We start from the raw sequence: 26,716 nt of genomic DNA on the forward strand, positions 1-26,716 counted from the left end.
CGCCTGGACGGATCCGACCCGCGGGCACGCCGAAGGGGCGACCTCGGGAAGCGGCCGCCCCTGCCCCGTATCCCGGGATCAGGCGAAGAAGCGGTACACCGCCTGGGCGACGCACGCCGGCTTGGCGACGCCGTCGATCTCCACGGTGAGGTCCACGACGACCTCGACGCCGCCCTTGACGTCCTCGACGGAGACCACGCGGCCGTGCGTGCGGATCTTCGACCCGACGCGCACGGGGGAGGGGAAACGCACCTTGTTCAGGCCGTAGTTGACCGCCATCGCCACGCCCTCGACCTGGAGCAGCTCGCTCCACATGGGGATGAGCAGGGAGAGGGTGAGGTAGCCGTGGGCGATGGTGCCGCCGAAGGGACCGGTGGCCGCGCGCTCGGCGTCGACGTGGATCCACTGGTGGTCGTCGGTGGCGTCCGCGAAGGTGTCGACGCGCGGCTGGGCGATCTCGACCCAGGAGCTGTGGCCGAGGTCGGCTCCGGCCTGGGCCTTGATCTCGTCGATGCCGTGGACGGTGAGAGCCATGGTGGTACTCCTCTGGAGATGCAGGGGGATGCGGAGATGCGAGGGAATGCGGGAGGGCCGTCGAAAGGGCACGTCGAACGGGCACGACGGGCGGGCACGACGGACGGGCACGTCGAAGGAGCACGACGGACGGGCACGACGAAGGAGCACGTCGAAGGAGCACGACGGGCGGGCACGACGGACGGCGGCACCGGCGGGACACCGGCAGGAGCGTCAGCCGTCGTCGCCGTAGCGCGCCCGGATGGGGGCCTTGAGCAGCTTTCCGGTGGCGTTGCGGGGAAGGTCCGGCGCGAGGACGACGCTCTTGGGGATCTTGTAGCGGGCGAGCCGGGCCTCCAGGTGGGCGATCAGCTCCTCGGCGGTGACGGCCGCTCCCGCGCGGGTGACGACGACGGCGCGTCCCACCTCGCCCCATCGGGGGTCGGGCACGCCGATGACGGCCGCCTCGGCGACGTCCGGGTGTCCGAGCAGGACGTCCTCGACCTCGGCCGGGTAGATGTTCTCCCCACCCGAGATGATCATGTCCTTGAGCCGGTCGACGAGCCGTACGTAGCCGTCCTCGTCGACGACGGCCACGTCGCCCGACCGGAAGCGCCCCCCGTCGCGGAAGGCCGCGGCGGTCGCCTCCGGAAGGTTCCAGTAGCCCGGCGTGACGTTCGGCCCGGCGACGACGACCTCGCCCTTCTCGCCGGGCGCCGCCTCCTCGCCGGAGGGCAGCAGCACCCGTACGTCGGTGAAGAAGTGCGGGACGCCCGCCGAACCGGCGCGGGTCAGCGAGTCCGCCCGGTCCAGGATCAGGGCGCCCGGCGCGGTCTCCGTCATGCCGTACCCCTGGACGAAGGCGAGGCCCCGGTCCAGATAGGCGTGGGCGGTGCGGGTCGGCACCGGGGCGCCGCCGCAGAGCAGGGTGCGCAGACTGGTCAGGTCCGCCTCCGGCCAGCCGGGGGTCGCCGCCATCGCGTCGAACATGGTCGGCACGCCGAACATGTAGGTCACGCGGTGCCGTTCGACGAGCCGCAGGGTGCGCTCCGCGTCGAAGGAGGACTCCAGGAGGACGGTGCCGCCCTTCAGGAGGATCGGCAGGCAGCTCATGTTGAGGGCGCCCGTGTGGAAGAGCGGGGCGGCGACCAGCGCCACCTCGTCGCCGGCGAGGTCCGTGTCCACGAGGACGTTGAGGCTGTTCCAGACGATGTTGCCGTGGGTCAGGACGGCGCCCTTGGAACGGCCGGTGGTGCCCGAGGTGTACATGATGAGGCAGACGTCGTCGTGCCCCACCTCCTCGTCGACCGGCTCCGTGGACGCGGCCGCGAGCAGCTCCTCGTACGAGGTCCCCGGGCCGCCGTCCACCGCGAGGACGGTGCCGACGCCGGCCCCGGCCGCCAGTTCCCTCACCCGCTCGGGCGACTGCCCCGCGTGTACGAGCACGGTGCTGCCCGAGTCGGTCAGTTGATGGAGCAACTCCGGTACGGCGAGGCGGGTGTTGAGCGGGACGAACACCGCGCCCAGCAGGCCGGCCGCGAAGAGCGTCTCCAGGTAGGACGGATGGTTGGGGCCGAGGAACGCCACCCGGTCGCCGCGCTCGACCCCGGCACCCCGCAGGGTGTGGGCCAAGCGGGTGCAGCGGTCGTGGAGTTCGGCGTAGTCGACCGCGCGGCCCTCGTGCAGGAGGGCGGTGCGCCGGGGCGACCTGCGGTCGCGGCGTGCGGGCCACGAGCCGATGCCCTGGTTGCGCATGGGGTGATCCCTCAGTTTCCGGTGAGACCGAGCAGCCGGGCCGCGTTCTCCTTGAGGATCTTCGGACGGACCTCGTCCTTGATCGGGAGCTCCGCGAAGTCGGCCAGCCAGCGGTCGGGGGCGAGCAGCGGGAAGTCGGAGCCGAACAGCACCTTGTCCTTCAGGAGGCTGTTGGCGTAGCGGACCAGCTGCGGCGGGAAGTACTTCGGCGACCAGCCCGACAGGTCGATGTACACCTGGGGCTTGTGGGTGGCCACCGCGAGCGCCTCGTCCTGCCAGGGGAAGGACGGGTGGGCGAGGACGATCCTCATCCCGGGGAAGTCCGCGGCGACGTCGTCCACGTCCATCGGGTTGGAGTACTTCAGCCGGATGCCCCCGCCGCCGGGAGCGCCCGCGCCGATGCCCGTCTGCCCGGTGTGGAAGACCGCGATCGCACCGGCCTCCTCGATCGCCTCGTACAGCGGGTACGCCATGCGGTCGTTGGGGTGGAAGGCCTGGATGTTCGGGTGGAACTTGAAGCCCTTGACGCCGAACTCCTCGACGAGCCGCCGGATCTGACGGACCGCCGCCTTTCCCTTGTACGGGTCGACCCCGGCGAACGGGATGATCACGTCGGGGTTCCGCAGCGCGGCCTCGGCGATCTCCTCGTTGGGCACGGGCGGAGTGCCGGTCGCCGACTCCGCGTCCACCGTGAAGACCACGCACGCCATCTGCCGCTCGCGGTAGTACGTGGCGATCTCCGACAGCGTCGGGTGGCGGTGCTCAGCCTTGAAGTACGCGCCGGCGGCGGCGTCGAGCTCGTCGGAGAGCGACGCGCAGCCCTTCTCGGACACCTCGGCGTGGGTGTGCATGTCGATGGCGACGAGCGCGTCCACGTCCATCGAGCCGTGGCCGCTCACAGCTGCGGCGCCGGGATGCCGAAGGTCTCCGGGGTGCGGCCGACGGTCACCGGCCAGGCGGCGGCGATGGCCTCGGCGCTCCAGCCGCCGTCCGCGTACGCCACCGACACCTCCTGAGGGTGCGACCAGAGCGCGAGCTTGTCCCCGCCGATGCCGACGCACTGACCGGTGACGCCGGCGGCGGCCTCCGAGGCGAGGAAGGTCACCAGGCCGGCGACGTCCTCGGCCGTGCCGAAGCCCTCGCCCTTGCGCAGGCTGTCGGGGAGCGCGACGCCTTCCTTCTCCAGGGCCTCGACGTGCGGGGCGAACGCCGGGATGGTCTTGGTCATCGCGGTCGCGGCCACCGGGATGACGGCGTTCGCGGTGATGCCGGCCTTCGCGAGCTCCATGGCCCAGGTGCGGACCATGGCGGCGATGCCGGCCTTGGCGGCGGCGTAGTTGGTCTGCCCGAAGTTGCCGCGCTGTCCGGCGGGGGAGCCGGCGACCACGATCCGGCCGCCCTCGCCCTGGGCGCGCATCCGCTCGACGGCGGCGCGGACGCAGGTGAAGGTGCCGCGCAGGTGCACCTCGACGACGGTGTCGAAGTCCTCGTCGGTCATCTTCCACAGCACCCGGTCCCGCAGGACGCCGGCGTTGGTGACCATGACGTCGAGCCGGCCGTAGCTGTCGACGGCGCGGGCGACGAGCGCCTCCGCGGCCTCGGTGGAGCCGACCGGCACCACCTCGGCGACGGCCCGTCCGCCGTCGGCGGTGATGAGGCGCACGGCCTCGACGGCGGCCTCGGTGTCCACGTCGTTGATCACGACGGCCGCGCCGACGGCGGCGAGCGAGCGGGCGTAGGCGAGGCCGAGTCCGCGGCCGCTGCCGGTGACGACGGCGACCTTGCCGGAGAGATCCACAGGGGTCATGAGCGGGGGTCCTTCCCGAGAGCCGGGTGCGGGGCGCGAGGAGACGCGGCCTGGAGCACGCACCGGCGAGGCCAAAGCTAGGCACATTCTTGCCTGCGGTCAACAAAGTGCCGAAGATTCATTCTGGGGTGCGGAGTCCGGGCCTACGCTGTCCCCGTGATCGCACCCGACCCGGCACAGCCGTCCGAAGCCGACCCCGAAACGGCCGGCCGCGGCGCCCCGCCCCGCCCCCAGTCCCTGATGCTGAGCTTCTTCGGCATCCACGTCCTCGGCACCGGCACCGCCCTCTCCTCGGCGAGCGTCATCGACGCCTTCGCCCGCGTCGGCGTGGGGGAGGACGCCGTCCGCTCGACCCTCACGCGCATGGTCGGCCGCGGGCTGCTCGAACGGCACCGGCGAGGCCGCAGGATGTACTTCTCGCTCACCGACCGGGCCGCCGAGGTGCTCGCCGACGGCGAGGAGCGGATCCGCCGCACCGGCGCCGTCAACCGAGCCTGGGACGGCACCTGGACCCTGGTCGGCTTCTCGCTCCCCGAGTCCTGGCGCCGCGAACGCCACGACCTGCGCTCCCGGCTCGTCTGGGCGGGCTTCGGCCCCCTCCAGAGCGGCCTCTGGGTCGCGCCCGGCCGCGTCGACGTCGCCCACGTCGCGGCGGAACTCGGGTTGGGGGACCGTATCAAGGCCTTCCACGGCGAGGCCGCCGCACCCACCGAGGCCGGGCCCCTGCTCCGCGCCGCCTTCGACGTCGACGCCATCGCCGGGGGCTACCGCGCCTTCCTCGCCCGCTGGGGCGACGGCCCCGCGCCCGCCGAGGCCCACGACGACCTGGGCCGCCTGCTCCTGCTCCACACCGACTGGCTCGACGTGGTCCGCGGCGACCCGCACCTGCCCGCCGAGCACCTGCCGGAGCAGTGGCCGGCCGAGCGCGCGGAGGCGCTGTTCCACGACCTCTCCGCGCGGTTCGAGCCGGGGGCCCGGCGGATCGCGGACGAGATCCTCGACCGCTGGGACCCGCTCGCGTAGGCGCCGAGAGGCGGGGTACGGGCCGCGAGGCCGACCGGCCGGCGCAGGCACCGAGGGGGTGGGGCGCGGGCCGCGGCGCTTATGTCAACACCATTGACCTTGTTCCGTGCGGCGGAGTCTCATGGCGGCACTTCGGAGACGCCCCGCGCCCGGGCGTCTCCGCGACCCGTAAGGAACGCCCATGGATCACCTCACCTCGCTCCGGGACGTCGAGCACACCCCGTTCTGGCTCGACGACCCCCGCCGGCCGCAGCCCGAGCCCGCGCTCGTCGGCGGCACCACCTGCGACCTGCTCGTGGTCGGCGGCGGCTACACCGGCCTGTGGACCGCCCTCGTCGCCAAGGAGCGCGACCCCTCCGCCGACGTCGTCCTCGTCGAGGCGGACGAGGTCGGCGGCGCCGCCTCCGGCCGCAACGGCGGCTTCTGCGAGTCCAGCCTCACCCACGGCCTGGGCAACGGCCTCCAGCGCTGGCCCGACGAGATCGGCCTCCTCGAACGCCTCGGCCGCGAGAACCTCCAGGGCATCGAGGACGCCGTCGAGCGGTACGGCATCGACTGCGACTGGGAGCGCACCGGCTCCCTCGTCGTCGCCACCGAGCCGTACCAGCTCGAAGGCCTCGCGGAGGAGGCCGAGGCCGCCGCGCGCTACGGCGGCAAGCCGCTCCTCCTCGACGCCGAGGCCGTCCGGGCCGAGATCGACTCCCCGACCTTCCTCGGCGGCGTGTGGAACCGGGACGACGTCGCCATGGTCAACCCCGCCCGGCTCGCCTGGGGCCTCAAGCAGGCCTGCCTCGACCTGGGCGTCCGCATCCACGAGCACACCCCCGCGACCTCGCTCGACGAACACGGCGCCGTGATCGCCGTGACCACCCCCTACGGCCGGATCACCGCGCGGCGCGTGGCGCTCGCCACCAACGCCTACCCGTCCCTGCTCCGGCGCCACCGCCCGTACACCGTCCCCGTGTACGACTACGCGCTGATGACCGAGCCGCTCACCGCCGAGCAGCTCGCCTCCGTCGGGTGGACGCGCCGCCAGGGCTTCGCCGACTGCGCCAACCAGTTCCACTACGTCCGGCTCTCCGCCGACGACCGCATCCTGTGGGGCGGGTACGACGCCGTCTACCACGGCGGTCCCGTCCGCGCCGAGCACGACCGGCGGCCCGAGACGTACGCGACGCTCGCCGACCACTTCTTCACCACGTTCCCGCAGCTGGAAGGGGTGCGGTTCAGCCACGCCTGGGGCGGGGCCATCGACACGAGCACCCGTTTCTGCGTGTTCTTTGATACGAGTCACCACGGCAAGGTCGCCTACGCCGCCGGCTTCACCGGCCTCGGCGTCGGCGCCACCCGCTTCGGCGCCGAGGTCATGCTCGACCTCCTCGCGGGCGAGCGCACCGAGCGCACCGGCCTGGAACTCGTCCGACGCAAGCCCCTGCCCTTCCCGCCCGAGCCCGTCCGCTCGATCGGCATCAACATCACCAAGTGGTCCATGGCGCGCGCCGACCGCAACGAGGGACACCGCAACCTCTGGCTGCGCACCCTCGACCGCTTCGGCCTCGGCTTCGACAGCTGACCCGGTCCCACCGCATTTCCGTCCCCGCTCACGCAAGACCCGCCGCGACGCCCTCCCCGGCGTCGCGGCCGAGGAGACCCGACACGAACGCGTCCGAAGTCCGGCCGACCGGCCCGGCGGAATCGGCACCGCGGGCCCCGGCCCGACCGCCGACCGGGGTGCCCTGCTGCGCCTGATGCCCCTGCTCACGGTGGCGAACGCCGCCATGTTCATGGTCTACATGGGCATCGGCGTGGTGCTGCTGCCGGTCCAGGTCGAACTGATCGACCCGGCGGACAAGGTCGCCGACTTCGGTCTCGTCTCCGGTGTGGCCGCGATCTTCGCCACCCTCTTCAACTCCATGGCGGGACTCCTCTCCGACCGCTCGGGGCGGCGCAACCCCTGGATCCTCTGCGGCGGCCTCGCCGCCCTGTTCGTCCCCGCCGACCTGTCCCTCGGCTACCTCGTCCTCGGCGCGATCGGCTACGACGGCCTGTACCTGACGGCCGCCGTCATCACCCTCGTCGCCGCCGCCGTCATTCCGATCAAGTCGGTGCGCTGAACACGCGGGAGGCCCCGCCCGTGCCGGGACCTCAGTAGCCGATCCGCACCCCGCTGACCGTGTGGCGGTCGGTCAGACCGCCGTTGGCGGCGCTGAAGCCGACCAGGACGTTGCGCGGCAGGGTGATCGCCACGTCGATGACCTGGACGCCGTCGACCAGGACGATGAGGCGCCCGGCCGCGGTGACGTTCACGTCGACCACGTGGCTGCCGGTCCGCAGGGCGGGGACGTTCGTCGAGGTCGCCGCGTACCGCAGGGTGGTTCCGGTGCCGCCGGTGGACACGGCGACGAAGTTCGCCGACGGGTCGCTGCCGTTGCGGTAGGTGTCCAGGGTGACCGCGACCCCCGGCAGCCCGCTGAAGCCGAGCCCGCCGCCTCCGGTGCCCAGTGACGTCGGCGTCGCCCGCGCCGCGTCGAGGAGCAGCAGCGCGAGCCCGTCGGCGCCGGTGCCGCCCGACAGGGTGGCGGTGAAGCGGGCCCGCAGCCGCGCCGAGGGCACGGAGGTGGACTGGATCGCCGAACCCTTGGCGTTGGCCGTGGCGGGCGTGAGGACGAGCGAGGTGCCGGACAGGGCGGCGCTGCCGTTGTACGTCCAGCCGTTGGGGCCGGGCGGCGGCAGCGCGTACGCGTTGGCGGTGATCGCCGCGCCCCGGACGGCGTGGATGTCGGTCATGCCGCCGGTCCCGCCGCCGAACGCGAGGAACGCCGTCGGCGGCAGCGAGGCCACCGTGGTCCGCAGCCGTTCGACGCCGTCGACGGACACCGCGATCGTCTTGCCGGTGACCGCGACGGACACCGCGTGGGTGCCCGACCGCAGGTTCGGCACGTTCGGCGTGGTCGCGGCATAGGTCAGGGACGAGCTCGTGCCGCCGGTGGAGACGCCGACGAAGTTCTTGTACGGATCGCCCGTGTTGCGGAAGGTGTCGAAGGCGACGGCCACACCGGGCAGGCCGCCGAAGCCGAGCGCGCCGCCGACGCCGCCGAGCGCGGACGGCGTGGTCCTGGCCGGGTCGAGGAGCGAGAAGGACAGTCCGTCGGCGCCGGTCCCGCCGCCGATCACCGTGGTGAACGACGCCTTCAGACCGTCGGTGAGCACCGGCACGGGCCAGACCGCCGTACCCCGCTGGGAGGCGGTCGCCTGGGTCAGCTGGAGGTCGTTCCCGGAGATCCGCGCGGAGCCGTTCAGCTTCCAGCCGCCCGCGCCGGGCGATGGGACGTTGACCACGGTGCCGGCGGTCCCCGTACCGGTCAGCGTCTCCTTCATCGCCCCCTGCCCGTCGTCGGCCGTCAGCTCGTACCCCGCCGACACGGCTCCGATGGCCGTCGGCGAGAACGTGACGGCCTGGTGGACCACGTCCTCCGGGCCGAGGACCTGGCCCTCGCTGATCGGGTTCGTCACGTGGAAGGGTGCCGCCGGAGGCTTGGCCTTGGTGATGGTGAGCGGGATGTTGCCCGTGTTGGCGATGTCGAAGGTCCTGGTGAACGACTCGCCGACCCGCACCTGACCGAAGTCCGTCGAGGTGGGCGTGATGGTGAGCTGCGCCCGCCCGGTCACCGCCGTACCCGCCAGGGAGACGGACGCGGTGCCGCTCCCGCCGGTGACGGCGACCGTCCCCGTGTGCTCCCCGGCGACGGTCGGCGCGTACGTCACCTGCACGGTGACGGACTGACGGGGACGCACGACCGTGCCCGCGGTCGGCGGATCGGCGACGGTGAACGGGCCGTCCGGCAAGGAGACCGAGGAGAGGGTCTCGTCGGTCGTCCCCGTGTTCGTGAACGTCACGCCGAGCGTCTTGCGGGACGTGGTCGGGACCGTCTCGAAGTCGAGGGAGCCCGGGGACGCGAGGAGACCCGGCCGGGTCCCGTAACCGGTCAGGCCGAGCGCGCTGTCGCCGACGTTCGTGGTGAAGGTCAGCGCCGAGGTGTCGGCCCCCGGCGCGGTGGGGGAGAAGGTCACCTGCGCGGTGTGCGTCTCGCCTGCCCGCAGCGTGCGCGGCAGACCGGCCGCGGCCGCCGTGAACGCGCTGCCGGCCGGGGTGCGCACGCCCGTGAGCGTCACGTCGCGGGTCGCCGTGACGGTCGCCGTGGCCGTACCGGAGGAGCCGACCGCGACGTCGCCGACGTCCACCGGCTCGCCGTGCAGCGCCGAGTTCGCGGGACGGCCGAAGGACATCACCCGGCCGTCCCGGGTGCCCACGTAGATGCGTCCGTTGTCCGTGGCCGGCACGGCGAACTTCGACGCCACCCCGATCGGCGCCGACCAGCGCAGCCGCAGCTCCCCGTTCACGGGTACGGCGTCGTAGGCGCGCAGCTGCCCGTTGGCGCCGTTCGCCCCGTCGGAGGCGATGGCCCACACCAGCGCCGAGCCCGGGTTCGTCCCGGTCGACGTCACCACCGGCGAACCCGAGGTGTAGCCGAACCGCTGGGCGCTGCTGCCGGTGTTGCTGAGCACCGGGAGGCCCGAGCCGGACAGCCCGTACGCGAACGCCCTCAGCGGTCCGTTGCTGCCGATCGTGTAGACGTACCCGCCCTGACCGCCGTACACGGCGGGGTGCCCCCACACCCCCTCGTACGGCCCGAACACGCCGACCACCTTGTCGGTCCCGCCCGGACCCTGGCTGCGTCCGCCGAGGTCGTCGCGGTCGAGGAGGAAGAGCCGGCCGTCCTTGCCGATCTCCGCGAGCAGGCGCGGGTGCCGGCTGGTGCCGAAGTAGGGTTCCGGCAGGCCGACCGGCCCGCCGGAGCCCAGGTCGGTGTCGTTCAGGTCGAGCTGGGAGGCGTTGGAGGGGCTGAAGAAGTCCTGCGCCGACATCGTGCCGTCGCTGTTCACCCCGAGCCGCACCACCGACTCCGCGAGCTGGCCCGGCGGCCGGTTGCCCGGTCCGGGCGCGGGGGAGACCCCGTTGCCCGTCGAGAACAGGATGCGGCCCGGGCCGTCGGAGACGAGACCGCCGCCGCTCATCCACACGCCGGCCATGCCGTTCGCCGACGCGTCCTCGGTCGCCCACAGCGTGGTCTTGCGGGTCGTGGTGTTGACCCCCATGACGTAGCCCACGTACGGCCCGCGGTCGCAGTGCGAGGCGAACGCCGCGTACACCGAACCGCCCATGAGGAGCAGCCCGGGCCGCTGCCCGGCGGTGTACGGGTTGAACGCGCGCCCGGGATCGTTCACCGGGGCGCCCGCCACCTTGACCGGCCAGCCCGCCCGTTCGGCGCCCGTCGCCGGGTCGAGGGCGTGGACGTACCAGTTGGGGTGCTGGACGTCGGGGCCGTCGTTCACCTTCGACGTCAGGTAGACGGCGTTGCTGACCGGGTCGTACACCGGGGTCGACGTGACCCCGATGTTCGGCACCAGGTCCCCGCAGCTGACGGCCGAGGCGGGCCACGGCGCGCCGAGGTCCTTCGTCCAGCCGATGCCGCCGGTGGCCGCGTCGATGCCGTACGCCTTGTTGTTCTCCGTGGCCGCGATCAGCGTCCGCCCCACCACCAGCGGCTGGGCGTAGACCTGGCCGTCGACGGGGGTGGAGAACTGCAGTCCGAAGTCCGAACTGGACACCTGGTCGGGGCCGAGCCCCGGCTCGTCGCGGTCCCAGCCGGTGCGCAGGTCGTCGTGCGAGATCGTCGTCTGGTCGGCGACGAGCCGGGACGGCAGCGCGGGGGCGCCGAGGGCCGTCGCCGGTCCCGCGGTCAGGGAAAACGTCAGAGACATCGTCAGCAGCCGGGTGATCGCCCTGCGTCGGCCGGTCATCTCCCCCACCTTCACGTGGACCCACGAGGACGAAGACCGGTTCGCTCCGCCGGCCCCCATCCTGAACCGTCCGCCCGCGTACGTACACCCCTCCTTCCCCGGCCCTTCCCGAGGTCCACCCGATCGGCGCCGGACCGGGTGCCCGGCGGGGCGCGTTAGCGGAACGTCAGCGGAACGTCAGCGGCGGGCGGGAGAGTGGGGCCCGTCCCGTCCTGACCAGGCCGGATCCGGTGCGGGCCGTGGGGGCCCGCACCGGATCCGGCCCGGTCGGGACGCGAACGGCGTCCCGCGACGGGCACCGCGCGAACTCCTCTCTTCCCCAGGAGGCATCATGCGACGACGGACCTTCCTCACGGGCTCCCTCATCGGCGCGGCGGCCGCCGCCGTACCGCTCGTCCCCGCGGCCCCGGCCGCGACCGCCGCGCCGGTCACGTCCCTGGCCGAGCTGCAGGGCGCGATCGACCGGGCCGTCGCCGGCGACCGGATCGTCGTCGCGAACGGCACGTACACCGTTCCGCCGGGCGGAGCCCTCACCGTCACGGGCAGGAAGGGCACCGCCGCCGCGCCCATCACCATCGTCTCCGCGTCCCGGGGCGGCGCCGTGCTGCGCGGCGAGCGCAGCTTCGTGTTCCGCGACGCGGACCACGTCACGCTCAGCGGCTTCGCGTTCCGGCAGAGCGAGACGCTCGCGATCCCGGCGGACAGCACCGGCATCCGGCTGACCCGCAACGACTTCCAGCTCGCCGACGAACCCGGCCTCGACTGGGTCCTCGTGGAGGGCGACGACGCCAAGGTCGACCGGAACCGGTTCCACGACAGGACCACGCAGGGCATCTTCCTCGTCGTCGACGGCCCCGGCACGACCGCCGTCGCCCAGCGCCTCCACGTCTTCAGGAACCACTTCGCCCGCCACGGCTACACCGGCGCCAACGGCGGCGAGGCGATCCGGCTCGGCGTCAGCGGCCGGGCGCTGTCCGGCGCCCACGCGATCGTGGAGTACAACCTGTTCGAGCGGTGCGACGGCGACCCCGAGGCCATCTCGGTGAAGTCCTCCGACAACACCGTCCGCCACAACACGATCCGCGACAGCCAGGGCGGCATCGTGCTGCGCCACGGCAACCGCACCACCGTGGAGGGCAACTACCTCCTCGGCGGCAAGGAGGGCATCCGCCTCTACGGCAACGACCACCTGGTCGTGAACAACCACCTCGCCGGCCTGACGGGCCGCGCCCTCGTCATCGGCAGCGGCACCACCCGCGACCACACCGACGGCGAGACCACCGAGCAGCGACGCGGCAACGACGCGTGCGACCGCGCCGTCATCGTCCACAACACCCTGCGCGGCAACAAGAGTTCACTGTCCGGAGAGAGCCGCACGTACGAACCCCGGGACGTCGTCGTCGCCGACAACCTCCTCGTCGGCGACACCGGCAGCCTCGTCGCCCTGGGCCGCACCACCGGCTTCACCTGGCAGGGCAACATCCTCTGGGGCGCCGCCGCCGACGGCACCCTCCCCGCCGCCGGCTACACCCGTGTCGACCCGCGCCTCCTGCCCGACGCCGACGGCGTCCACCGCCTGGCCGCGGACAGTCCCGCGATCGGCGCCGCCACGTTCACCGGCGTCCCCGTCACCGAGGACATCGACGGCCACCCGCGCGGCACCGCCCGCGACGTCGGCGCGGACGAGTACGCCGCCACCTTGCCGCTCCGCCGTCCCCTCACCCCGGCCGACGTCGGCCCCGACGCCTCCTGACCGGTTGCGGGACGCCCCGGACAGCGGACGGCGGGCCGGGGAGCGGACCGGTCAGCTCGTGGCGGCCACCATGGTCGCCACGGTGACCGCCGCCATCGCGGCCTGCATGTCGCGGATCGCCTTCCGGACGTCCTCGGTGACCCAGTGGCCTTCCGTGATCCGCTCCAGGCGGGGCGCGACCTGCTTGCGGGGCACGTCGGGGAAGGCGAGGCGGTGCAGTTTCGCGCCGTGGACGAGGGCGAGCAGGCCGGCGGTGCGCGCGTCGGGCTCGGCGCCGCCGAGGACGACGGCCCGCAGCCGGTCCCTGAGCTCGCGCTCGGCGGAGCCGTCGGCCTCCGGGTAGCGGGTGATCGGGAAGAGTCCCAGGACCTTGCGCTGCTCGGCGTGGACCAGGCCCCGTCCGCGCAGGCTGTCCACGGTGGCCCGGACGGCCTTGGTGTGGTCCTTCGTCAGCCACTGGGTGACCTTCGGCGCCTGCTTCCTGCCGGCCGCCCAGGCGGTCACCAGGCGCAGCCGTTCGTCCAGGAGGGGGACCCCGGTCGGGTTCGGGTCGGTGACCCGGACCCGCCCGCCGTCGACGGCCACGCGGCCGGCCAGGACGAGATCGAGGAGGATCCCGCCCGCGACGGCCCAGGCCGCGGACTGCCGTTCCTTCGCCGCGCCGGACGCGTCGTCCAGCGACAGCAGCATGATCTCCTCCGCGAGCGTGACCGCCACCGCGTGCTCCTAGCCCTCGTCCATCCTCGGCGGCCCGCCGTCCCCCGGGACCCCGGCCGCCCTTCGGTCGGGAAGACGACACGAAGATCCTTTCGGTTCCCCGGGAGCGGCCGAGCGGGGGACACCGGTACGCCACCTGGTCTGGACCTATCGGTCGTCCGGCGTCAAGCTCCCTGTATGGACTTGGAGTTGAGACACCTCAAGACGATCCGGGCCATCGCGGACGCGGGGAGCCTCACGCGCGCCGCCACGGTCCTGGGACTGGCCCAGCCGGCCCTCAGCGCGCAGCTGAAGAGGATCGAGCGGGCACTGGGCGGAGAGCTGTTCGTGCGCGGCCGGGACGGCGTGCGGGCCACGGCGCTCGGCGACCTGGTCGTGGAGCGGGCACGCGTGGTGCTGCCCGCCGTGTGCGAACTGCAGGAGGAGGCGGTGCGCTTCGCGCGCGAAGGCACGGAGGGATACCGGCTCGGCGGCACGCACGGCCCGCTGCTCGGCGGACTCGTCGACCGCATCGCCCGCACCGACCCGGGGGCGCAGGTGACCACGTACACCTCGTGGTCGGAGCGCGAGATCGCCTGCGGAGTGGTCGCCGGACGGCTCGACTTCGCCCTCGTCGGCGTCTGCGGCGAGAGCGGCGCACCCGAGGCGGGCCGACTGGCGTGGACGGAGGTCGCCCGCGACCCGGTGTACGTCATGCTGGCCGCCGACCACCCCCTGGCCCTCCGCACCGAGATCGACCTCGCCGAACTCGCCGCCGAGGCCTGGACCGACGTCCCGGGCGACGGCTGCTTCGGCGACTGCTTCGCGGCCGCCTGCGTGCGCGCGGGCTTCACCCCGGCCTGCGTGTACGAGACGGACACCGCGTCCTGCGTGCACCTCGTCCAGGTCGGCCGGGCCGTCGGCCTGTGCCGGGCGACCTTCCCCGTGACGCCCGGCCTCGTCACCCGCCCGCTGGCCGGGACGCCCCTGGTCTGGCGGCACCTCCTGGGCTGGCACCCCGAGGGCCGCGCCGCCGACCGGGCCGCCGCCGTCCTCCGCCACACCCGCGCCGCCCACGCCGACGCGCTGGCCCGGAGCGCCGGCGGAACCCCGGCACCGCACCTTCCGGCGGCCGGGGCATAACACGGAGGCAGGGGCGAACTGGCCGCTGCCGTCTCCTCGTCGGGACTCCTACCTTCTCAGGAGATCCCCCACCGAGAACCGAGGAGACACCCATGCTCCGACGACACGCCCGCGCGGCGTGTACCGCGCTGGCCGCCGCCGGAATGGCGCTGGCCGGCCTCCAGGCAGGCTCCGCCACCGCGGCCCCGCAGGCGCGGGACACCGCCCCGACCCCCGCCGTCAGCACCGCCGCGCAGACCCTCGGCGCGGCCTCCGCCCAGCCCGAACTCCTCCGTGCCATGGGACGCGACCTGGGCCTCACCCGGGAGCAGTCCCTGCGCCGCCTCGCCCACGAGGCCGAGGCCGGTGCCACCGCCGCCCGGCTCCGCCAGGACCTCGGCGGGACGTTCGCCGGCGCCTGGGTCGACGGTGCCGAGGCCGACACCCTGACCGTGGCCACCACCCGGGCCGCCGACACCGCCGCGATACGGGCCACCGGGGCGCGCGTCCGGCTCGTCACGCACGGCCTGACCGCCCTGGAGCGCGCCAAGGAGGCCCTCGACCGGGCCGCCACCGCCGAGGCCCCCGTCCGCTACGTCGACGTCCGGGCCAACGTCCTCGTCGTCGAGGAGGCGAAGGCCGGCGCCGGGGCGCGGCTCGTCCGGGCCACCGGCGTCCCGCGCGACCTCGTCCGCGTCGTCCGCACGGCCGAGGCGCCGCGCCCGCTGTACGACATCCGGGGCGGCGACGCCTACTACATGGGCGGCGGCGGCCGCTGCTCCGTCGGCTTCGCGGTCACCCGCGGCACCACCCAGGGCTTCGCCACCGCCGGCCACTGCGGCCGCGCCGGCACCACCACCAGCGGCTTCAACCAGGTGGCGCAGGGCAGCTTCCAGGGCTCGATCTTCCCCGGCAACGACATGGCCTGGGTCGCGGCCAACTCCAACTGGACCGCCACCCCGTACGTCAAGGGCTCCGGCGGCAACGTCCAGGTGACCGGCTCGGTGCTCCAGCCCGTCGGCTCCTCCGTGTGCCGCTCCGGCTCCACCACCGGCTGGCACTGCGGGACCGTGCAGCAGCACAACACGAGCGTCACCTACCCCGAGGGCACCATCACCGGGGTGACCCGTACGACCGTCTGCGCCGAGCCCGGCGACTCCGGCGGCTCGTACATCTCCGGCAGCCAGGCGCAGGGCGTCACCTCGGGCGGCTCCGGCACCTGCTCCAGCGGCGGCACCACCTTCTTCCAGCCGCTGAACCCGCTGCTCCAGAACTACGGCCTGACCCTGAAGACCACCGGGAGCGGCCCCGGCCCCGGCCCCGGCGAACCCCAGCCGGGCGGCACCTGGGCCGCGGGCAAGGTCTACGCGGCCGGTGACACGGTCACGTACGGCGGCGGGAGCTACCGCTGCCTCCAGGGCCACCAGGCCCAGTCGGGCTGGGAGCCGCCGAACGTCCCCGCCCTGTGGCAGCGCCTGTGAGGCAGGACCGTCCCTGACCGGGGGCGCCGCGCACCCGGGGGGTGGTCGCGGCGCCTCCTCCGCGCCGCCGGGCTCAGGACCGCGCGAGGCCGCCCCGGGCGATGACGTCCGCGTACCAGCGGGCGCTGTCCTTGAGCGTCCGCCGCTGGGTGGCGAAGTCGACGTGGACGATGCCGAACCGCTTGCTGTAGCCGTACGCCCACTCGAAGTTGTCCAGGAGCGACCACAGGAAGTAGCCCCGCACGTCCGCGCCGTCGGCGAGGGCGCGGTGCACCGCCGCGAGGTGCGCGTGCAGGTACGCCACCCGCTCGGGGTCCTTCACCCGGCCCGAGGGGTCGGCGTAGTCGTCGTACGCCGCGCCGTTCTCCGTGATCACCAGCGGCACGCCGGGCAGCTCGTCCCGCAGCCGGACCAGGAGCTCGTGCAGCCCGTCCGCGTCCACCGGCCAGTCCATGGCGGTGCGCGGACCGGGCGCGGGCTCGAACCGGACGTGCTTCTCCGCGCCCGCCCACGGCGACGGCGACTCGGAGGACCCGGCGGCGACGACGGCGGGGGAGTAGTAGTTGATGCCGAGCGAGTCGAGCGGCGCGGCGGCCGCCGCGAGGTCGCCGTCCTGGACGAAGGACCAGTCCGTGACCGCCGCCGTGTCGCGGACCAGGTCCTCGGGGAGCCTGCCGTGGAAGACGGGGTCGAGGAAGATCCGGTTGCCGACCGCGTCGATCCGCCGCGCCGCGTCCAGGTCCTCCGGCGCCTGCGAACGGGCCCGCACCGCGTGCAGGTTGAGCGTCAGCGACACCTCGGCGGAGCCGGGCAGTGCACCGCGCAGCGCCCGCGCCGCGAGCCCGTGGGCCAGGTTGAGGTGGTGGGCGGCGCGCAGCGCGGCCAGGTCGCTGGTCCGGCCCGGGGCGTGCACGCCGTTGCCGTAGCCGAGGAACGCGGCGCACCACGGCTCGTTCAGCGTCGTCCAGGTCGCCACCCGGTCGCCGAGGGCGTCCGCCATGATCCCCGCGTACTCGGCGAAGCGGTACGAGGTCTCCCGGTGCGGCCAGCCGCCCGCGTCCTCCAGCTCCTGCGGCAGGTCCCAGTGGTAGAGCGTCGCCACCGGGCGGATGCCGGCCTCCAGGAGCGAGTCGACGAGCCGCCGGTAGAAGTCCAGGCCCTTGCGCACGGCGGGTCCCCGCCCGGTCGGCTGGACCCGGGGCCAGGCGATCGAGAAGCGGTAGTCGGTCACCCCGAGCTGCCGCATCAGGGCGATGTCCTCGTCGAGCCGGTGGTAGTGGTCGGCGGCGATGTCACCGGTGTCGCCGTTGCGGACCTTGCCCGGGGTGCGGCTGAAGGTGTCCCAGATGGAGGGCGTGCGGCCGTCCTCGGTCGCCGCGCCCTCGATCTGGTAGGCGGCGGTCGCGGTGCCCCAGCGGAACCCCTCGGGGAAGCGGAGGGCGGTCGTGTCGTCGGTGTGGGTACGGGTGTCGAGCGCGGTCATGGGACGGGAACTCCCTTGGAGTGAGACGTCTTGGGGAGAGGCAGGGGGAGGTGCGGGTGAGGGTGTGCATGCGAGGGCGAGAGTGGGGTGAGGGCGGGCCGGCGGCGGGCCGCGGGTCAGCCCTTGACCGCGCCCTGCATGATGCCGCCGACGATCTGGCGGCCGAGGAGGCCGAAGACGAGCAGCACCGGGAGCGTGCCGAGCAGCGTGCCCGCCATGATCACGGACTGGTCGTGGACGTAGCCGCCGCCCAGCTGGCGCAGTGCGACCTGGACGGTGGGCTCGGAGGAGGTCAGGGCGACGATCGGCCAGAAGAAGTCGTTCCACGCCGCCATGAAGGTCAGCAGGCCGAGCACCGCCATGCCGGGCCTGGCCACCGGCACCACGATCGACCAGAAGATCCTGGCCGTCGACGCGCCGTCGACCCGGGCCGCCTCGATCAGCTCGTCGGGCAGCGACTGCACCAGGTACTGCCGCATGAAGAACACCCCGAACGCCGACACCAGACCCGGCAGGATCACCGCCTGGAGCTGGTTCACCCAGCCCAGTTCGGCGATCAGCATGAACAGCGGGATGACGCCCAGCTGCGGCGGGATCATCATCGTGCCCACCGTGATCGCGAGCAGCGCGCCCCGCCCCCGGAAGCGCAGCTTGGCGAAGGCGAAACCGGCCAGCGTGCAGCACAGCACGGTGCCCACGGTGATCGAGCCCGAGACGACCAGCGAGTTCAGCAGCGCCTTGCCGATGTCCGCCTCCTCGACGACCGCCTCGAAGTTCCGCATCAGGTTCGGGCCCGGCAGCAGCGACGGCGGGACCCGGGCCAGATCGGCGTTGGAGCGGCTGGCGGCGACGATCGTCCAGTAGAACGGGAACGCCGACACGAGGACGGCGACGATCAGGATCGCGTACGCGACCGGGCCGGCGTGCAGGGTGCGCCCTGCCCGCGGGGCACCGCGGCGCGGCCGGCCCGTGCGCGGGGGAGTCCGGCGGCCGCCGGCCGGCGGGGTGGCGGGGGCGGACGGCCCCGGGGCCGCCGCGGGGGCGATCGGCGCGGTCATCGGCCGGCCTCCTTGCGGGAACGGCGGCGCGCGATCAGGGCGTTGACCCCGACCAGCACCACGATGAGCAGGAACATCACCCAGGCGATGGCCGCCGCCCGGCCCAGGTGGAAGAAGCCCCAGCCCTGCTCGTACATGTAGAGCCCGAGCGTCTGGTACTGGTGCGAGATGCCGCCCGATATCTGGCCTTCGAGCAGCAGCGGCTCCCCGAAGAGCTGGGTGGCCCCGATCGTGGAGACCACGACGGTGAAGACGATCGTGGGCCGCAGCCCGGGCAGCGTGACGTGGAAGAACTGCCGCCACCGCGAGGCGCCGTCCATCGCGGCGGCCTCGTACAGCTCGTGCGGGATGGACTGCATGCCCGCCAGGTAGATCAGCGCGTTGTACCCGGTCCAGCGCCAGACGACGATGCTCGACACGGCGACCTGCGAGGCGACCGTGTCGTTCTGCCAGTCGACGGGGTCGACGCCGACCACGCCCAGGACGTAGTTGACGAGCCCGAAGTCGCTGCCGAAGAGCTGGGCGAACACGAGGGTGGCGGCGGCGACCGAGGTCGCGTACGGCAGCAGGATCGCGGTCCGCAGGAAGGTGCGGCCGCGCAGCCGGTAGTTCAGCAGGTGCGCGAGGCCGAGCGCCATGACCAGCTGGGGCACGGTGGAGAGCACCCCGATGGTGAACGTGTTGCGCAGCGCGAGCCAGAAGTACTCGTCGCCGAGCAGCGCGGTGTAGTTCCCGAGGCCGCGCCACTGCATGTCGCCGGGCGTCTGGAGCTCCACCCGGTACAGCGAGACGTACGCCGTGTACACCAGCGGGAACAGTCCGAACGCGGCGAACAGGGTGAAGAACGGGGCCAGATAGGCGTACGGCGAGAGCGTCCGCCAGGCCCGCCGGGCGGATCCCCGCCGCGGTGGCGGGGCGGTCCGGCCGGGCGGGGCCGGTGCCTGGGATGCGGTGAGGGTCACGGTGCGGCCCTTCGGTGAGAGGTCGGTGCGGTCGGGGCGGGGTGTGCCGGACGACCGGCGGCGCGGTCGTCCGGGGAGGCGGGGCGGGGCGGCCGTGCGCGTCGGCCCGGGAGCGCGGCGGACGGCCGGGCGGGTCGTCCGGGGAAGCGCGACGGCCGGCCGGGCGGGCGGGTGGACCGGCGGTGCGGGTCGGCCGAGGGTGCGGGTCGGCCGACCGGGCGCGTCAGCCGATGGTGTTCTCGACGCCCTTCTTCGCGTTGGACCAGGCCTTCTCCGGCGAGGTCCCCTTGCGCTCGACCTCGCTCAGGGCGTTGGTGATCTGCTGGGCGATGTTCTGGTCGTGGACGCCGAGGACCTGGACGGGGGCCGCCTTCGCCGCGTCGCCGAAGATCTTCCCGATCGGGGCGTCGGAGAAGAACGGGTCCTTCGCGCCGGCGACCTTCTCGATCGCACCGGTGGCGGAGGGGAAGTTGCCCTGCTTCTCGAAGAGCCGGGCCTGCTGCTCGGGGGCGGTGAGCCACTTGATCAGCTCGTACGCCTCCTTCTTGTGCGCGGCGGCCTTGGGCACGGCGAGGTAGGAACCGCCCCAGTTGCCGGCGCCGCCGGGGAGCGGGGCGACGTCCCACTTGCCCTTGCCGGCCTCACCGGCCTGGCCCTTGATGTAGCCGAGCATCCAGGCGGGGCAGGGGATGGTGGCGAAGGAGCCGGCGGCGAAGGCCTGGTTCCACGCGGGGGACCACTGGTCGAGCTTGGCGCTCAGGCCGTCCTGGGCCGCCTGGACGGAGTGGTCCCAGGCGGTGCGGAGGGCGGGGTTGTCCTCCCAGATCAGCTTCCCGGAGGCGTCGTAGTACCGCTCCTTCTCCTGGCCGATCATGATCGAGTAGAGGCTTCCGACGCTGTCGAGCCAGGCGCGCTTGCCGGTGGCCTTCGCCTTGTACTGCTTGCCGAGGTCCAGGTAGCCGTCCCAGGTGGCCCACTTCTTCGCCAGCTCGTCCCGGTCGGTCGGGAGTCCCGCCTGCGCGAAGAGGTCCGTGCGGTAGCACATCGCCTCGGGGCCGACGTCCGTGCCGAGACCGAGGACCTCGCCGCCCTTGCCGGTGGCGGCGGCCCACTTGGCGGGGGCGAACTGGTCCTTCAGCCCGTCCGCGCCGTACTTCCTGAGGTCGGTGAAGCGGTCGGCCTGCTGCTGGGTGACGGAGGCGATCCGGCCGACCTCGATGCCCTGGACGTCGGCGAGCCCGCCGCCGCCGGCGAGCCGGGTCTGGAGGGACTTCCAGTAGTCGGCCTCGTCCTCGGTGTCCGTCTGCTTGATGGTGACGCCGGGGTGGAGCTTCTCGTACTCGGCGTAGAGCCCGGCCTCCTTGTACCCGAAGGAGCCGAACAGGTCCACGGTGATCGTGACCTTGCCGCCCGCGCCGTCCGACGACGTGTCGTCCGTCGAACCTCCACAGGCGGCGAGGAGTGCCCCGGTGAGCGCGACCGCCCCCAGGCGGACGGCGGTTCTCTTGGCGGCTCGGGCGATGGGCATGGGAAGCCTCCCTTGGCTCCGGAACGAGCGAGAGCGGTTGAGAGCGCTCTCAAGCTTGCGGAGGGAGCGTGCCTGCGGAGCGGCTCATCCGTCAAGGCTCGAAGGCGTAACGGACGAGACACGGCCTCAACTCCCCACTGTGTTCAATCTCTTGACACAGTCGTTTCAAGGGTTTTACGTTTCCGGCCATCTGAGAGCGCTCTCAGCCGCCCGCTCACCGCGACTCCGCGACGACATGAGGTGCCGTTCATGCCAGCCCCCCGCACACGGCCGGCCGCAGCGCTGGTCCTGGTCTCCGCCCTCGCAGCCCTGGGACTCGGCCCCGCCGCCGCCCCCGCGGCCGCCGCCACCGTCCCCACCGGCGCCGGAAGCTACTCCGACACCCGCCCCGCCGGAACCTCCGGCCCCACCACCAACACCGGCGCGCCCGTCACCCCCAAGGTCACCGCCGCCGCCCAGGGCAAGCCGGTCCCCACCAACGACTGGTGGTCCTCCCTCGCCTTCCAGCGCTACGGCGACAACCCGTACTCCACCCCCATGTACGGCCACCCGCTCACCTACCAGGCCGTCGCCGGCGGCCTGGAGGTCGGCTACCCGACCAGCCCCGCCGTCGTCGGCGACGGCCGCCAGTACGAGTACGCGCACAAACGCGACCTCACCCTCGGCCTCACCGGCCTGAACTCGCCCGACACCAAGGCCGACGCCTGGTCCGACTGGACCGTCACCCCCTACTGGTCCGACGGCTCCCGCACCCTGCGCACCACCATCGGCCACGGCCTGCCCTTCGTGTACGCCAAGGGCACCGGCGGCGACGCCCGGATCACCACGGCCGAGGCGCCCGCCGTCTTCGCCGACCAGGGCAACGTCCTCGGCATCACCGTCGCGGGCCACCACTACGCCCTCTTCGCCCCCAGCGGCACCGACTGGAACGTCTCCGGCACCACCGTCACCGCCGGCCTCGGCGGCAAGGACTACTTCTCCGTCGCCGTCCTTCCCTCCACCGGCGCCCTCGCGACCTACCGGAAGTACGCCTACAGCTTCGTCACCGGATCCACCGTGAACTGGAGCTACGACGCCGGCACCGTCCGCGCCACCTACAGCCTCACCACCGAGGCCAAGGAGGGCACCGAGCGCGGCACCCTCCAGGCCCTCTACCGCCACCAGTGGCTGCACACCACCGACCCGCTCACCCCGTACACCTACGTCTCGCCCCGCGGCACCATGAAGGTCCGCGAGGCCGCCTCCTTCACCACCACCCAGCGCGCCGCGGCCACCCTGCCCGCCCTCCCCGGCGGCACCGGCGCGGACACCGCCCGGCTGCGCGGCTACCTGAACGAGGTGGCGAACTCCTCCGACCCCTTCTCCGGAGCCGTCGACACCTACTGGACCGGCAAGGCGCTCGGCAAGCTCGCCCAGCTGGTCCCGCTCGCCGACCAGATCGGCGAGGGCGCCATCCGCGACAAGCTGCTCGGCCTCATGAAGGGCCGCCTCCAGGAGTGGTTCACGGCCGGCGGCGCCAACGAGTTCTCGTACGACCAGGCGTGGAAGACGCTCACCGGCTATCCCGCCTCCTACGGCAGCGACACCGAACTCAACGACCACCACTTCCACTACGGCTACTACGTGTACGCCGCCGCGATCGTCGCCCAGTACGACCCCGCCTGGGCCGCCGACTCCGCCTGGGGCGCCATGGTGAAGACCCTGGTGCGCGACACCGCCAACCCCAGCCGCACCGACGGCGCCTTCCCCTTCCTGCGCGGCTTCGACGTCTACGCGGGACACAGCTGGGCCAGCGGCCACCAGGGCTTCGCCGCCGGCAACAACCAGGAGTCCTCCTCCGAGTCGACCAACCTCAGCGCCGCGCTCGTCCTGTGGGGCTCGGCCACCGGCGACACCGCCCTGCGCGACCTCGGCACCTACCTGCTCACCACCGAGGGCGAGGCCATCGCCCAGTACTGGTTCGACGCCGACCAGCAGGTCTTCCCCGCCTCCTTCCAGCACGACACCGTCGGCATGGTCTGGGGCAGCGGCGCCGCCTACTCCACCTGGTGGACCGCGAACCCGGAGGAGATCCACGGCATCAACGTCCTCCCCGTGACCGGCGGTTCCCTGCACCTCGGCGGACACAAGGACGCCGTCCGGCGCAACATCGCCGAGATGGAACGGGAGAACGGCGGCCCCGCCGTCGAATGGCGCGACATCCTCTGGGAGTTCCAGTCCTTCGCCGACCCCGCCGCCGCCAAGGCCAAGTGGGACGCGGGGAACACCGGATACACCCCGGAGGCCGGCGAGTCCAAGGCCCACACCTACCACTGGCTCACCGCCCTCGACACCCTCGGCGCCCCCGACGCCACGGTCAGCGGCAACCTGCCCACCTCCGCCGTCTTCCTGAAGGGCACCACCCGCACCTACGTCGCCCACAACCACGGCGCGACCGCCCGCACGGTCACCTTCTCCGACGGCAAGACCCTGACCGTGCCCGCCCGTTCCACCGCCACCGGCAGCGGAACCGGCGGCACCGACCCCGACCCCGAGCCGTCCACCGGCAACACCTTCCAGCTCCGCACCGGCGGGACGCTCACCACGGCCACCGGCGCCACCGCCGGCAGCGACACCGTCGCCTCGGCGAACGGCACCAACCACGACGGCACCCCCTACCGGCCGCTCGTCTACGAGGTCAAGGGCGTCAACGGCACCCTCAGGCCCGGCGCCGCCACCGCCTTCCGGCTCCAGCTCGACGCCGGCACGGCCGTCGGCCTCGGCCAGCAGGCCCGGATCAGCTACGACCTCACCGGCGACGGCACCTTCGACCGGACGGAGACGTACCACTACTTCGCGACCGACCCGGTCACCGGCTGGGAGGAGTACACCCAGGGCCGCGGCCTGCGGGCGGCGACCGGCACGCTCGGCGACCTGCGCGGCGGCACGGTCCGCCTGGAGGTCTGGAGCGCCATCGGCAACGGCGACTCCCGGCTCCAGACGGGCACCGACCGCTCCGTGGTCGTCATCCCGTACGACTGACCGGCGGTCCCGCGAGACGGCGGCGGGGCCCGGGGCGGCCCCCCCCGCCCCCCCCCCCCCGTTACCCCCCCCCCCCCCCCCCCCGCCCGGGGGGGGGGGGCCCGCGCGGGGGGGGGGGCGGGGGCCCCCCCCCCCCGCCCCCCCCGCCCGCGTTTCCCTCTCCGCCCCCAGCCCCGTCAGGCGGAGTCGCGGCGGACGAGCGACGTCGGGGTGATCACCGACTCGGGCCCCTCGGGGCCCGTCCCGTCGAGCAGCCGCATCAGCAGCTTCACCATCAGCCGGCCCATGCCCTCGATGTCCTGGTGCACCGTGGTGAGCGCCGGGGTGGTCCTGCGGACCACCGAGTCCATGTCGTCGAAGCCCACGACCGCCACGTCCTGGGGCACCCGCACGCCCCGCTCCCGCAGGGTGAGCAGCGCGCCCGAGGCCATCAGGTCGTTCGCGACGAACACCCCGTCGACGTCCGGCCGCCGGTCGAGCAGCTCCGCCATCGCGCGGGCCCCGCTCTCCTCGGTGAAGTCGCCCCCGCACAGCAGCTCCGGATCGGCGTCGATGAGGACGTCCCGGTAGCCGTGGATCCGGTCGACCGCGGACGTCTGGTCCGGCGGCCCCGAGATGTGGGCGATGGTCCGGCGGCCGAGCCCCACCAGGTGCCGCACCGCCTCCCGGGCGCCCCCGCGGTTGTCGCAGTCGACGAACGGGACGGTCGGCGCGGTGCCCGGGGCGGGCCGCCCGCCGAAGACCACGGGGATCCGGGCCCGGTCGATCACGGCCGGCAGCGCGTCGTCGCTGTGCAGCGAGAACGCCAGCGCGCCGTCGACGTGCCCGCCGCCGAGGTAGCGGGCGATCCGGTCGTGGTCCCCGGGGCCCTCCACCCACAGCAGCACCAACTGCGCGTCGTGCGCCGTCAGCTCCCGGCTGATGCCGCGCACCTGCTGCTCGAAGAACGGGTCGGAGAAGACGCGGAACTCCGGCTCCGCGATGATGACGGCCACTGCGCCGTTGCGCCGGGTGACCAGGGTGCGCGCGGCGTGGTTGGGCACGTAGCCGAGCTCCTCGACCGCCCGGCGCACCTTCTCGACCAGCGGGGAGCGCACCCCCGCACCGCCGTTCACGACCCGCGAGGCCGTGGCCCGGGACACGCCCGCGTGCGCGGCGACGGCTTCCAGCGTGGGGCGGGACCCCGTGGTCGGTTCGGTCACGGCGGGCGCTCCTCGACTGCGTCGGCTGGTGGGCGGGCGGCGGTCCGCGGCTCCCGGATGCCGCCCCGGAACCACGGTCCTTCACCTACCAGGATATCCGCAGCCCGCATCGCCTGAGAGCGCTCCCAGCGGCTTGGCCCGGCCGCTGTCCCGCCCGTACCCCGGCCGTCGCTTCCGCCCGTGCCCCGGACACGGCTCCGCCCCGCACGCGAGCGGCGTGCGGGGCGGAGCCGGGGGCGCCCTCCGGTCAGCCGGCGACCGGTGCCCCGAGCCGTCCCTGGGGGTCGGCGGCGGCCCGCGGCGCGAGGGTCCTCTGCGCGAGGACGCCGAAGACCACCGCGAACACCGCCCACAGGACCAGCTGGATGGCCAGCGAGGCCACCCTGAACTCCCAGAGGAGCGCGGCCGGGAAGCCCGCCCGGACGGCGTCGTCGTTCGACGGGAGCACCGCGAAGGCGACGGCCGTCACGGCGACGAAGCCGGCACCGGCGGCCAGGGTCGCGTTCCAGTTGCCCAGACGCGGCGCGAGCCGACGCCCGACGATCACCGCGGCGATGCCGAGGAGCACGCTGAGCAGGATCATCAGGAAGAACAGCGTCGTGCGCTTCCCGATGGTGTCCGGGTTGCCGACCGCCGGCGGGGTGGCCGGGTACTTGAGGAACGGCACCAGGTAGACGGTCGTGAAGGCGGCGGCCCCGACCAGCGCCGCGGTCGCCCGCGGGCTGAACCGGCCGACGCGTCCCAGGGCGAAGGAGAACGCGAGCGCGGCGATGCCGCCCAGCGCCACTCCGTACACCAGGACACCGGTGGCCAGGCCGAGGGTCGACTGGACGCCGCGGCTGACGGCCTCCTCTTCCTCCGCCGCTTCCCCGGTGGCCGCGCCGCCGCCGTGACCGGCGTGCGCCCCGGAGGCCTCGTGGGCGGCCTGGGCCTCCTCGACGGCGATGGCGCCGTCGACGGGAGGTTCACCCACCACATAGGCCACGGCGAAGGCGAAGAGGCCGGCGATCAGGCCCGCGAGCATGCCACGGACCAGCAGGGCTCTCACAGTTGAGGCGTGCATGTGCGGGGCGCCCCTCAGTGGCAGGGGAAGCCGAGCAGGTGGCGACCGTCGTGCACCCACTCGTGCACGTCGGAGCCGGCGAACAGCGAGGTGGCACCCTGCTCGGCACCGACGAAGTACAGCGCGATCAGGGCGAGAAGGCCGACGAAGAAGGCCCAGGGAAGGACGGCCCGGACGGGCAGCGGAGCCGGTACGGCCACGGAAGGGGCGGATACGGCAGCGGAGACGACAGCCTCGGCCATGATGAAACCTCCTGCGGGAACTCGCGTCCCAAACGGTGGTGCAAGACGACGGTCCACGGGTCTGACTCCCCGCGCCGTCACCTTTCGTGGCGCCGCGGCTTACAGTGGCGCGACCGTGCCGGATTCTCACCGGACTTCCGTCTCG

Annotated in this window: 20 protein-coding genes and 1 riboswitch; of the genes, 7 read left to right on the plus strand and 13 right to left on the minus strand. The window is 73.5% G+C overall.

Features of this window, described 5'->3' with window-relative positions; translation table 11 throughout:
* Positions 1 to 78: 78 nt before the first annotated feature.
* The 4 genes from ACIQFX_RS30335 to ACIQFX_RS30350 form a co-directional block, all read right to left on the minus strand.
* On the minus strand, positions 79 to 534 hold the full coding sequence (locus tag ACIQFX_RS30335) for a MaoC family dehydratase (RefSeq protein WP_033200905.1): 456 nt from the start codon (positions 532 to 534) through the stop codon (positions 79 to 81).
* A gap of 213 nt (positions 535 to 747) precedes the next feature.
* Positions 748 to 2,268, minus strand: a complete 1,521-nt coding sequence (locus ACIQFX_RS30340) for a long-chain fatty acid--CoA ligase (RefSeq protein ID WP_402469878.1) — start codon at positions 2,266 to 2,268, stop codon at positions 748 to 750.
* 11 nt (positions 2,269 to 2,279) lie between these two features.
* A complete protein-coding gene (locus tag ACIQFX_RS30345; RefSeq protein WP_402469983.1) occupies positions 2,280 to 3,149 on the minus strand; it encodes an amidohydrolase family protein in 870 nt (289 codons plus the stop codon).
* 14 nt (positions 3,150 to 3,163) lie between these two features.
* The gene (locus ACIQFX_RS30350; RefSeq protein WP_402469881.1) at positions 3,164 to 4,075 is read right to left on the minus strand and encodes an SDR family NAD(P)-dependent oxidoreductase; all 912 of its coding nucleotides are present in this window, start codon (positions 4,073 to 4,075) and stop codon (positions 3,164 to 3,166) included.
* A 156-nt stretch (positions 4,076 to 4,231) separates the two neighbouring features.
* On the opposite strand from ACIQFX_RS30350, the gene ACIQFX_RS30355 reads away from it, so the two are divergent.
* The 3 genes from ACIQFX_RS30355 (at position 4,232) to ACIQFX_RS30365 (ending at position 7,212) form a co-directional block, all read left to right on the plus strand.
* On the plus strand, positions 4,232 to 5,098 hold the full coding sequence (locus tag ACIQFX_RS30355; RefSeq protein ID WP_402469883.1) for a PaaX family transcriptional regulator C-terminal domain-containing protein: 867 nt from the start codon (positions 4,232 to 4,234) through the stop codon (positions 5,096 to 5,098).
* Positions 5,099 to 5,279: 181 nt separating this feature from the next.
* Positions 5,280 to 6,671 carry an NAD(P)/FAD-dependent oxidoreductase gene (locus tag ACIQFX_RS30360; protein ID WP_402469886.1) on the plus strand — a complete coding sequence of 464 codons (1,392 nt, stop codon included), beginning with the start codon at positions 5,280 to 5,282 and terminating at the stop codon, positions 6,669 to 6,671.
* 175 nt (positions 6,672 to 6,846) lie between these two features.
* A complete protein-coding gene (locus tag ACIQFX_RS30365) occupies positions 6,847 to 7,212 on the plus strand; it encodes a hypothetical protein (RefSeq protein ID WP_402469889.1) in 366 nt (121 codons plus the stop codon).
* 31 nt (positions 7,213 to 7,243) lie between these two features.
* Here the strand turns inward: ACIQFX_RS30365 and ACIQFX_RS30370 are convergent, their stop codons facing one another.
* Positions 7,244 to 10,960, minus strand: a complete 3,717-nt coding sequence (locus tag ACIQFX_RS30370; protein ID WP_402469891.1) for a choice-of-anchor D domain-containing protein — start codon at positions 10,958 to 10,960, stop codon at positions 7,244 to 7,246.
* A gap of 331 nt (positions 10,961 to 11,291) precedes the next feature.
* Here ACIQFX_RS30370 and ACIQFX_RS30375 point away from each other — a divergent pair, with 331 nt between their 5' ends.
* Complete coding sequence (locus tag ACIQFX_RS30375; RefSeq protein WP_402469893.1) at positions 11,292 to 12,713, plus strand: chondroitinase-B domain-containing protein; 1,422 nt, start codon at positions 11,292 to 11,294, stop codon at positions 12,711 to 12,713.
* 51 nt (positions 12,714 to 12,764) lie between these two features.
* On the opposite strand, the gene ACIQFX_RS30380 is transcribed toward ACIQFX_RS30375, so the two are convergent.
* The gene (locus ACIQFX_RS30380; RefSeq protein WP_402469894.1) at positions 12,765 to 13,430 is read right to left on the minus strand and encodes a GPP34 family phosphoprotein; all 666 of its coding nucleotides are present in this window, start codon (positions 13,428 to 13,430) and stop codon (positions 12,765 to 12,767) included.
* Between the two features lie 177 nt (positions 13,431 to 13,607).
* Between ACIQFX_RS30380 and ACIQFX_RS30385 the strand changes: the two genes are divergently transcribed.
* Both ACIQFX_RS30385 and ACIQFX_RS30390 read left to right on the plus strand, forming a co-directional pair.
* Complete coding sequence (locus ACIQFX_RS30385; protein WP_402469896.1) at positions 13,608 to 14,552, plus strand: LysR family transcriptional regulator; 945 nt, start codon at positions 13,608 to 13,610, stop codon at positions 14,550 to 14,552.
* A 92-nt stretch (positions 14,553 to 14,644) separates the two neighbouring features.
* Positions 14,645 to 16,012, plus strand: a complete 1,368-nt coding sequence (locus ACIQFX_RS30390; protein ID WP_402469899.1) for a carbohydrate-binding protein — start codon at positions 14,645 to 14,647, stop codon at positions 16,010 to 16,012.
* 73 nt (positions 16,013 to 16,085) lie between these two features.
* Here ACIQFX_RS30390 and ACIQFX_RS30395 read toward each other — a convergent pair whose 3' ends face one another.
* The 4 genes from ACIQFX_RS30395 to ACIQFX_RS30410 form a co-directional block, all read right to left on the minus strand.
* Positions 16,086 to 17,495: a GH1 family beta-glucosidase gene (locus tag ACIQFX_RS30395; RefSeq protein ID WP_402469901.1), complete on the minus strand. Its 1,410-nt coding sequence runs from the start codon at positions 17,493 to 17,495 to the stop codon at positions 16,086 to 16,088.
* 116 nt (positions 17,496 to 17,611) lie between these two features.
* Complete coding sequence (locus ACIQFX_RS30400) at positions 17,612 to 18,553, minus strand: carbohydrate ABC transporter permease (RefSeq protein WP_402469904.1); 942 nt, start codon at positions 18,551 to 18,553, stop codon at positions 17,612 to 17,614.
* Positions 18,550 to 19,515 (minus strand): carbohydrate ABC transporter permease, encoded by a 966-nt coding sequence (locus ACIQFX_RS30405; protein ID WP_402469908.1) that lies wholly within the window; start codon positions 19,513 to 19,515, stop codon positions 18,550 to 18,552. The genes ACIQFX_RS30400 and ACIQFX_RS30405 overlap by 4 nt, the downstream gene beginning before the upstream one ends.
* 223 nt (positions 19,516 to 19,738) lie before the next feature.
* Entirely contained in the window at positions 19,739 to 21,043 is a 1,305-nt protein-coding gene (locus ACIQFX_RS30410) for an extracellular solute-binding protein (protein WP_402469911.1), read from the minus strand.
* 249 nt (positions 21,044 to 21,292) lie between these two features.
* Here ACIQFX_RS30410 and ACIQFX_RS30415 point away from each other — a divergent pair, with 249 nt between their 5' ends.
* Positions 21,293 to 24,064 (plus strand): glycosyl hydrolase, encoded by a 2,772-nt coding sequence (locus ACIQFX_RS30415; RefSeq protein WP_402469913.1) that lies wholly within the window; start codon positions 21,293 to 21,295, stop codon positions 24,062 to 24,064.
* A 176-nt stretch (positions 24,065 to 24,240) separates the two neighbouring features.
* Here ACIQFX_RS30415 and ACIQFX_RS30420 read toward each other — a convergent pair whose 3' ends face one another.
* The 3 genes from ACIQFX_RS30420 to ACIQFX_RS30430 all read right to left on the minus strand — a co-directional run bounded on the left by ACIQFX_RS30420 (position 24,241) and on the right by ACIQFX_RS30430 (position 26,571).
* Positions 24,241 to 25,266, minus strand: coding sequence for a LacI family DNA-binding transcriptional regulator (locus tag ACIQFX_RS30420; RefSeq protein ID WP_402469916.1), 1,026 nt, complete (start codon positions 25,264 to 25,266; stop codon positions 24,241 to 24,243).
* 247 nt (positions 25,267 to 25,513) lie between these two features.
* Entirely contained in the window at positions 25,514 to 26,329 is an 816-nt protein-coding gene (locus tag ACIQFX_RS30425) for a CbtA family protein (RefSeq protein WP_402469919.1), read from the minus strand.
* Positions 26,330 to 26,343: 14 nt separating this feature from the next.
* Positions 26,344 to 26,571, minus strand: a complete 228-nt coding sequence (locus tag ACIQFX_RS30430; RefSeq protein WP_017236531.1) for a CbtB-domain containing protein — start codon at positions 26,569 to 26,571, stop codon at positions 26,344 to 26,346.
* Between the two features lie 59 nt (positions 26,572 to 26,630).
* Positions 26,631 to 26,710, minus strand: a riboswitch (cobalamin riboswitch).
* Positions 26,711 to 26,716: the final 6 nt, after the last annotated feature.

Origin of the sequence: Streptomyces sp. NPDC093089, assembly GCF_044754405.1 — a bacterium.
Lineage (GTDB): Bacteria > Actinomycetota > Actinomycetes > Streptomycetales > Streptomycetaceae > Streptomyces.

What these genes read in the sequence shown, in the direction of transcription:
- ACIQFX_RS30385 (WP_402469896.1), top strand. Translation starts at nt 13,608, where the DNA reads ATGGACTTGGAGTTGAGACACCTCAAGACGATCCGGGCCATCGCGGAC.
- ACIQFX_RS30390 (WP_402469899.1), top strand. Translation starts at nt 14,645, where the DNA reads ATGCTCCGACGACACGCCCGCGCGGCGTGTACCGCGCTGGCCGCCGCC.
- ACIQFX_RS30395 (WP_402469901.1), bottom strand. Translation starts at nt 17,495, where the DNA reads ATGACCGCGCTCGACACCCGTACCCACACCGACGACACGACCGCCCTC.
- ACIQFX_RS30430 (WP_017236531.1), bottom strand. Translation starts at nt 26,571, where the DNA reads ATGGCCGAGGCTGTCGTCTCCGCTGCCGTATCCGCCCCTTCCGTGGCC.
- ACIQFX_RS30350 (WP_402469881.1), bottom strand. Translation starts at nt 4,075, where the DNA reads ATGACCCCTGTGGATCTCTCCGGCAAGGTCGCCGTCGTCACCGGCAGC.
- ACIQFX_RS30375 (WP_402469893.1), top strand. Translation starts at nt 11,292, where the DNA reads ATGCGACGACGGACCTTCCTCACGGGCTCCCTCATCGGCGCGGCGGCC.
- ACIQFX_RS30370 (WP_402469891.1), bottom strand. Translation starts at nt 10,960, where the DNA reads ATGACCGGCCGACGCAGGGCGATCACCCGGCTGCTGACGATGTCTCTG.
- ACIQFX_RS30360 (WP_402469886.1), top strand. Translation starts at nt 5,280, where the DNA reads ATGGATCACCTCACCTCGCTCCGGGACGTCGAGCACACCCCGTTCTGG.
- ACIQFX_RS30335 (WP_033200905.1), bottom strand. Translation starts at nt 534, where the DNA reads ATGGCTCTCACCGTCCACGGCATCGACGAGATCAAGGCCCAGGCCGGA.
- ACIQFX_RS30415 (WP_402469913.1), top strand. Translation starts at nt 21,293, where the DNA reads ATGCCAGCCCCCCGCACACGGCCGGCCGCAGCGCTGGTCCTGGTCTCC.
- ACIQFX_RS30345 (WP_402469983.1), bottom strand. Translation starts at nt 3,149, where the DNA reads ATGGACGTGGACGCGCTCGTCGCCATCGACATGCACACCCACGCCGAG.
- ACIQFX_RS30365 (WP_402469889.1), top strand. Translation starts at nt 6,847, where the DNA reads ATGCCCCTGCTCACGGTGGCGAACGCCGCCATGTTCATGGTCTACATG.
- ACIQFX_RS30410 (WP_402469911.1), bottom strand. Translation starts at nt 21,043, where the DNA reads ATGCCCATCGCCCGAGCCGCCAAGAGAACCGCCGTCCGCCTGGGGGCG.
- ACIQFX_RS30340 (WP_402469878.1), bottom strand. Translation starts at nt 2,268, where the DNA reads ATGCGCAACCAGGGCATCGGCTCGTGGCCCGCACGCCGCGACCGCAGG.
- ACIQFX_RS30425 (WP_402469919.1), bottom strand. Translation starts at nt 26,329, where the DNA reads ATGCACGCCTCAACTGTGAGAGCCCTGCTGGTCCGTGGCATGCTCGCG.
- ACIQFX_RS30400 (WP_402469904.1), bottom strand. Translation starts at nt 18,553, where the DNA reads ATGACCGCGCCGATCGCCCCCGCGGCGGCCCCGGGGCCGTCCGCCCCC.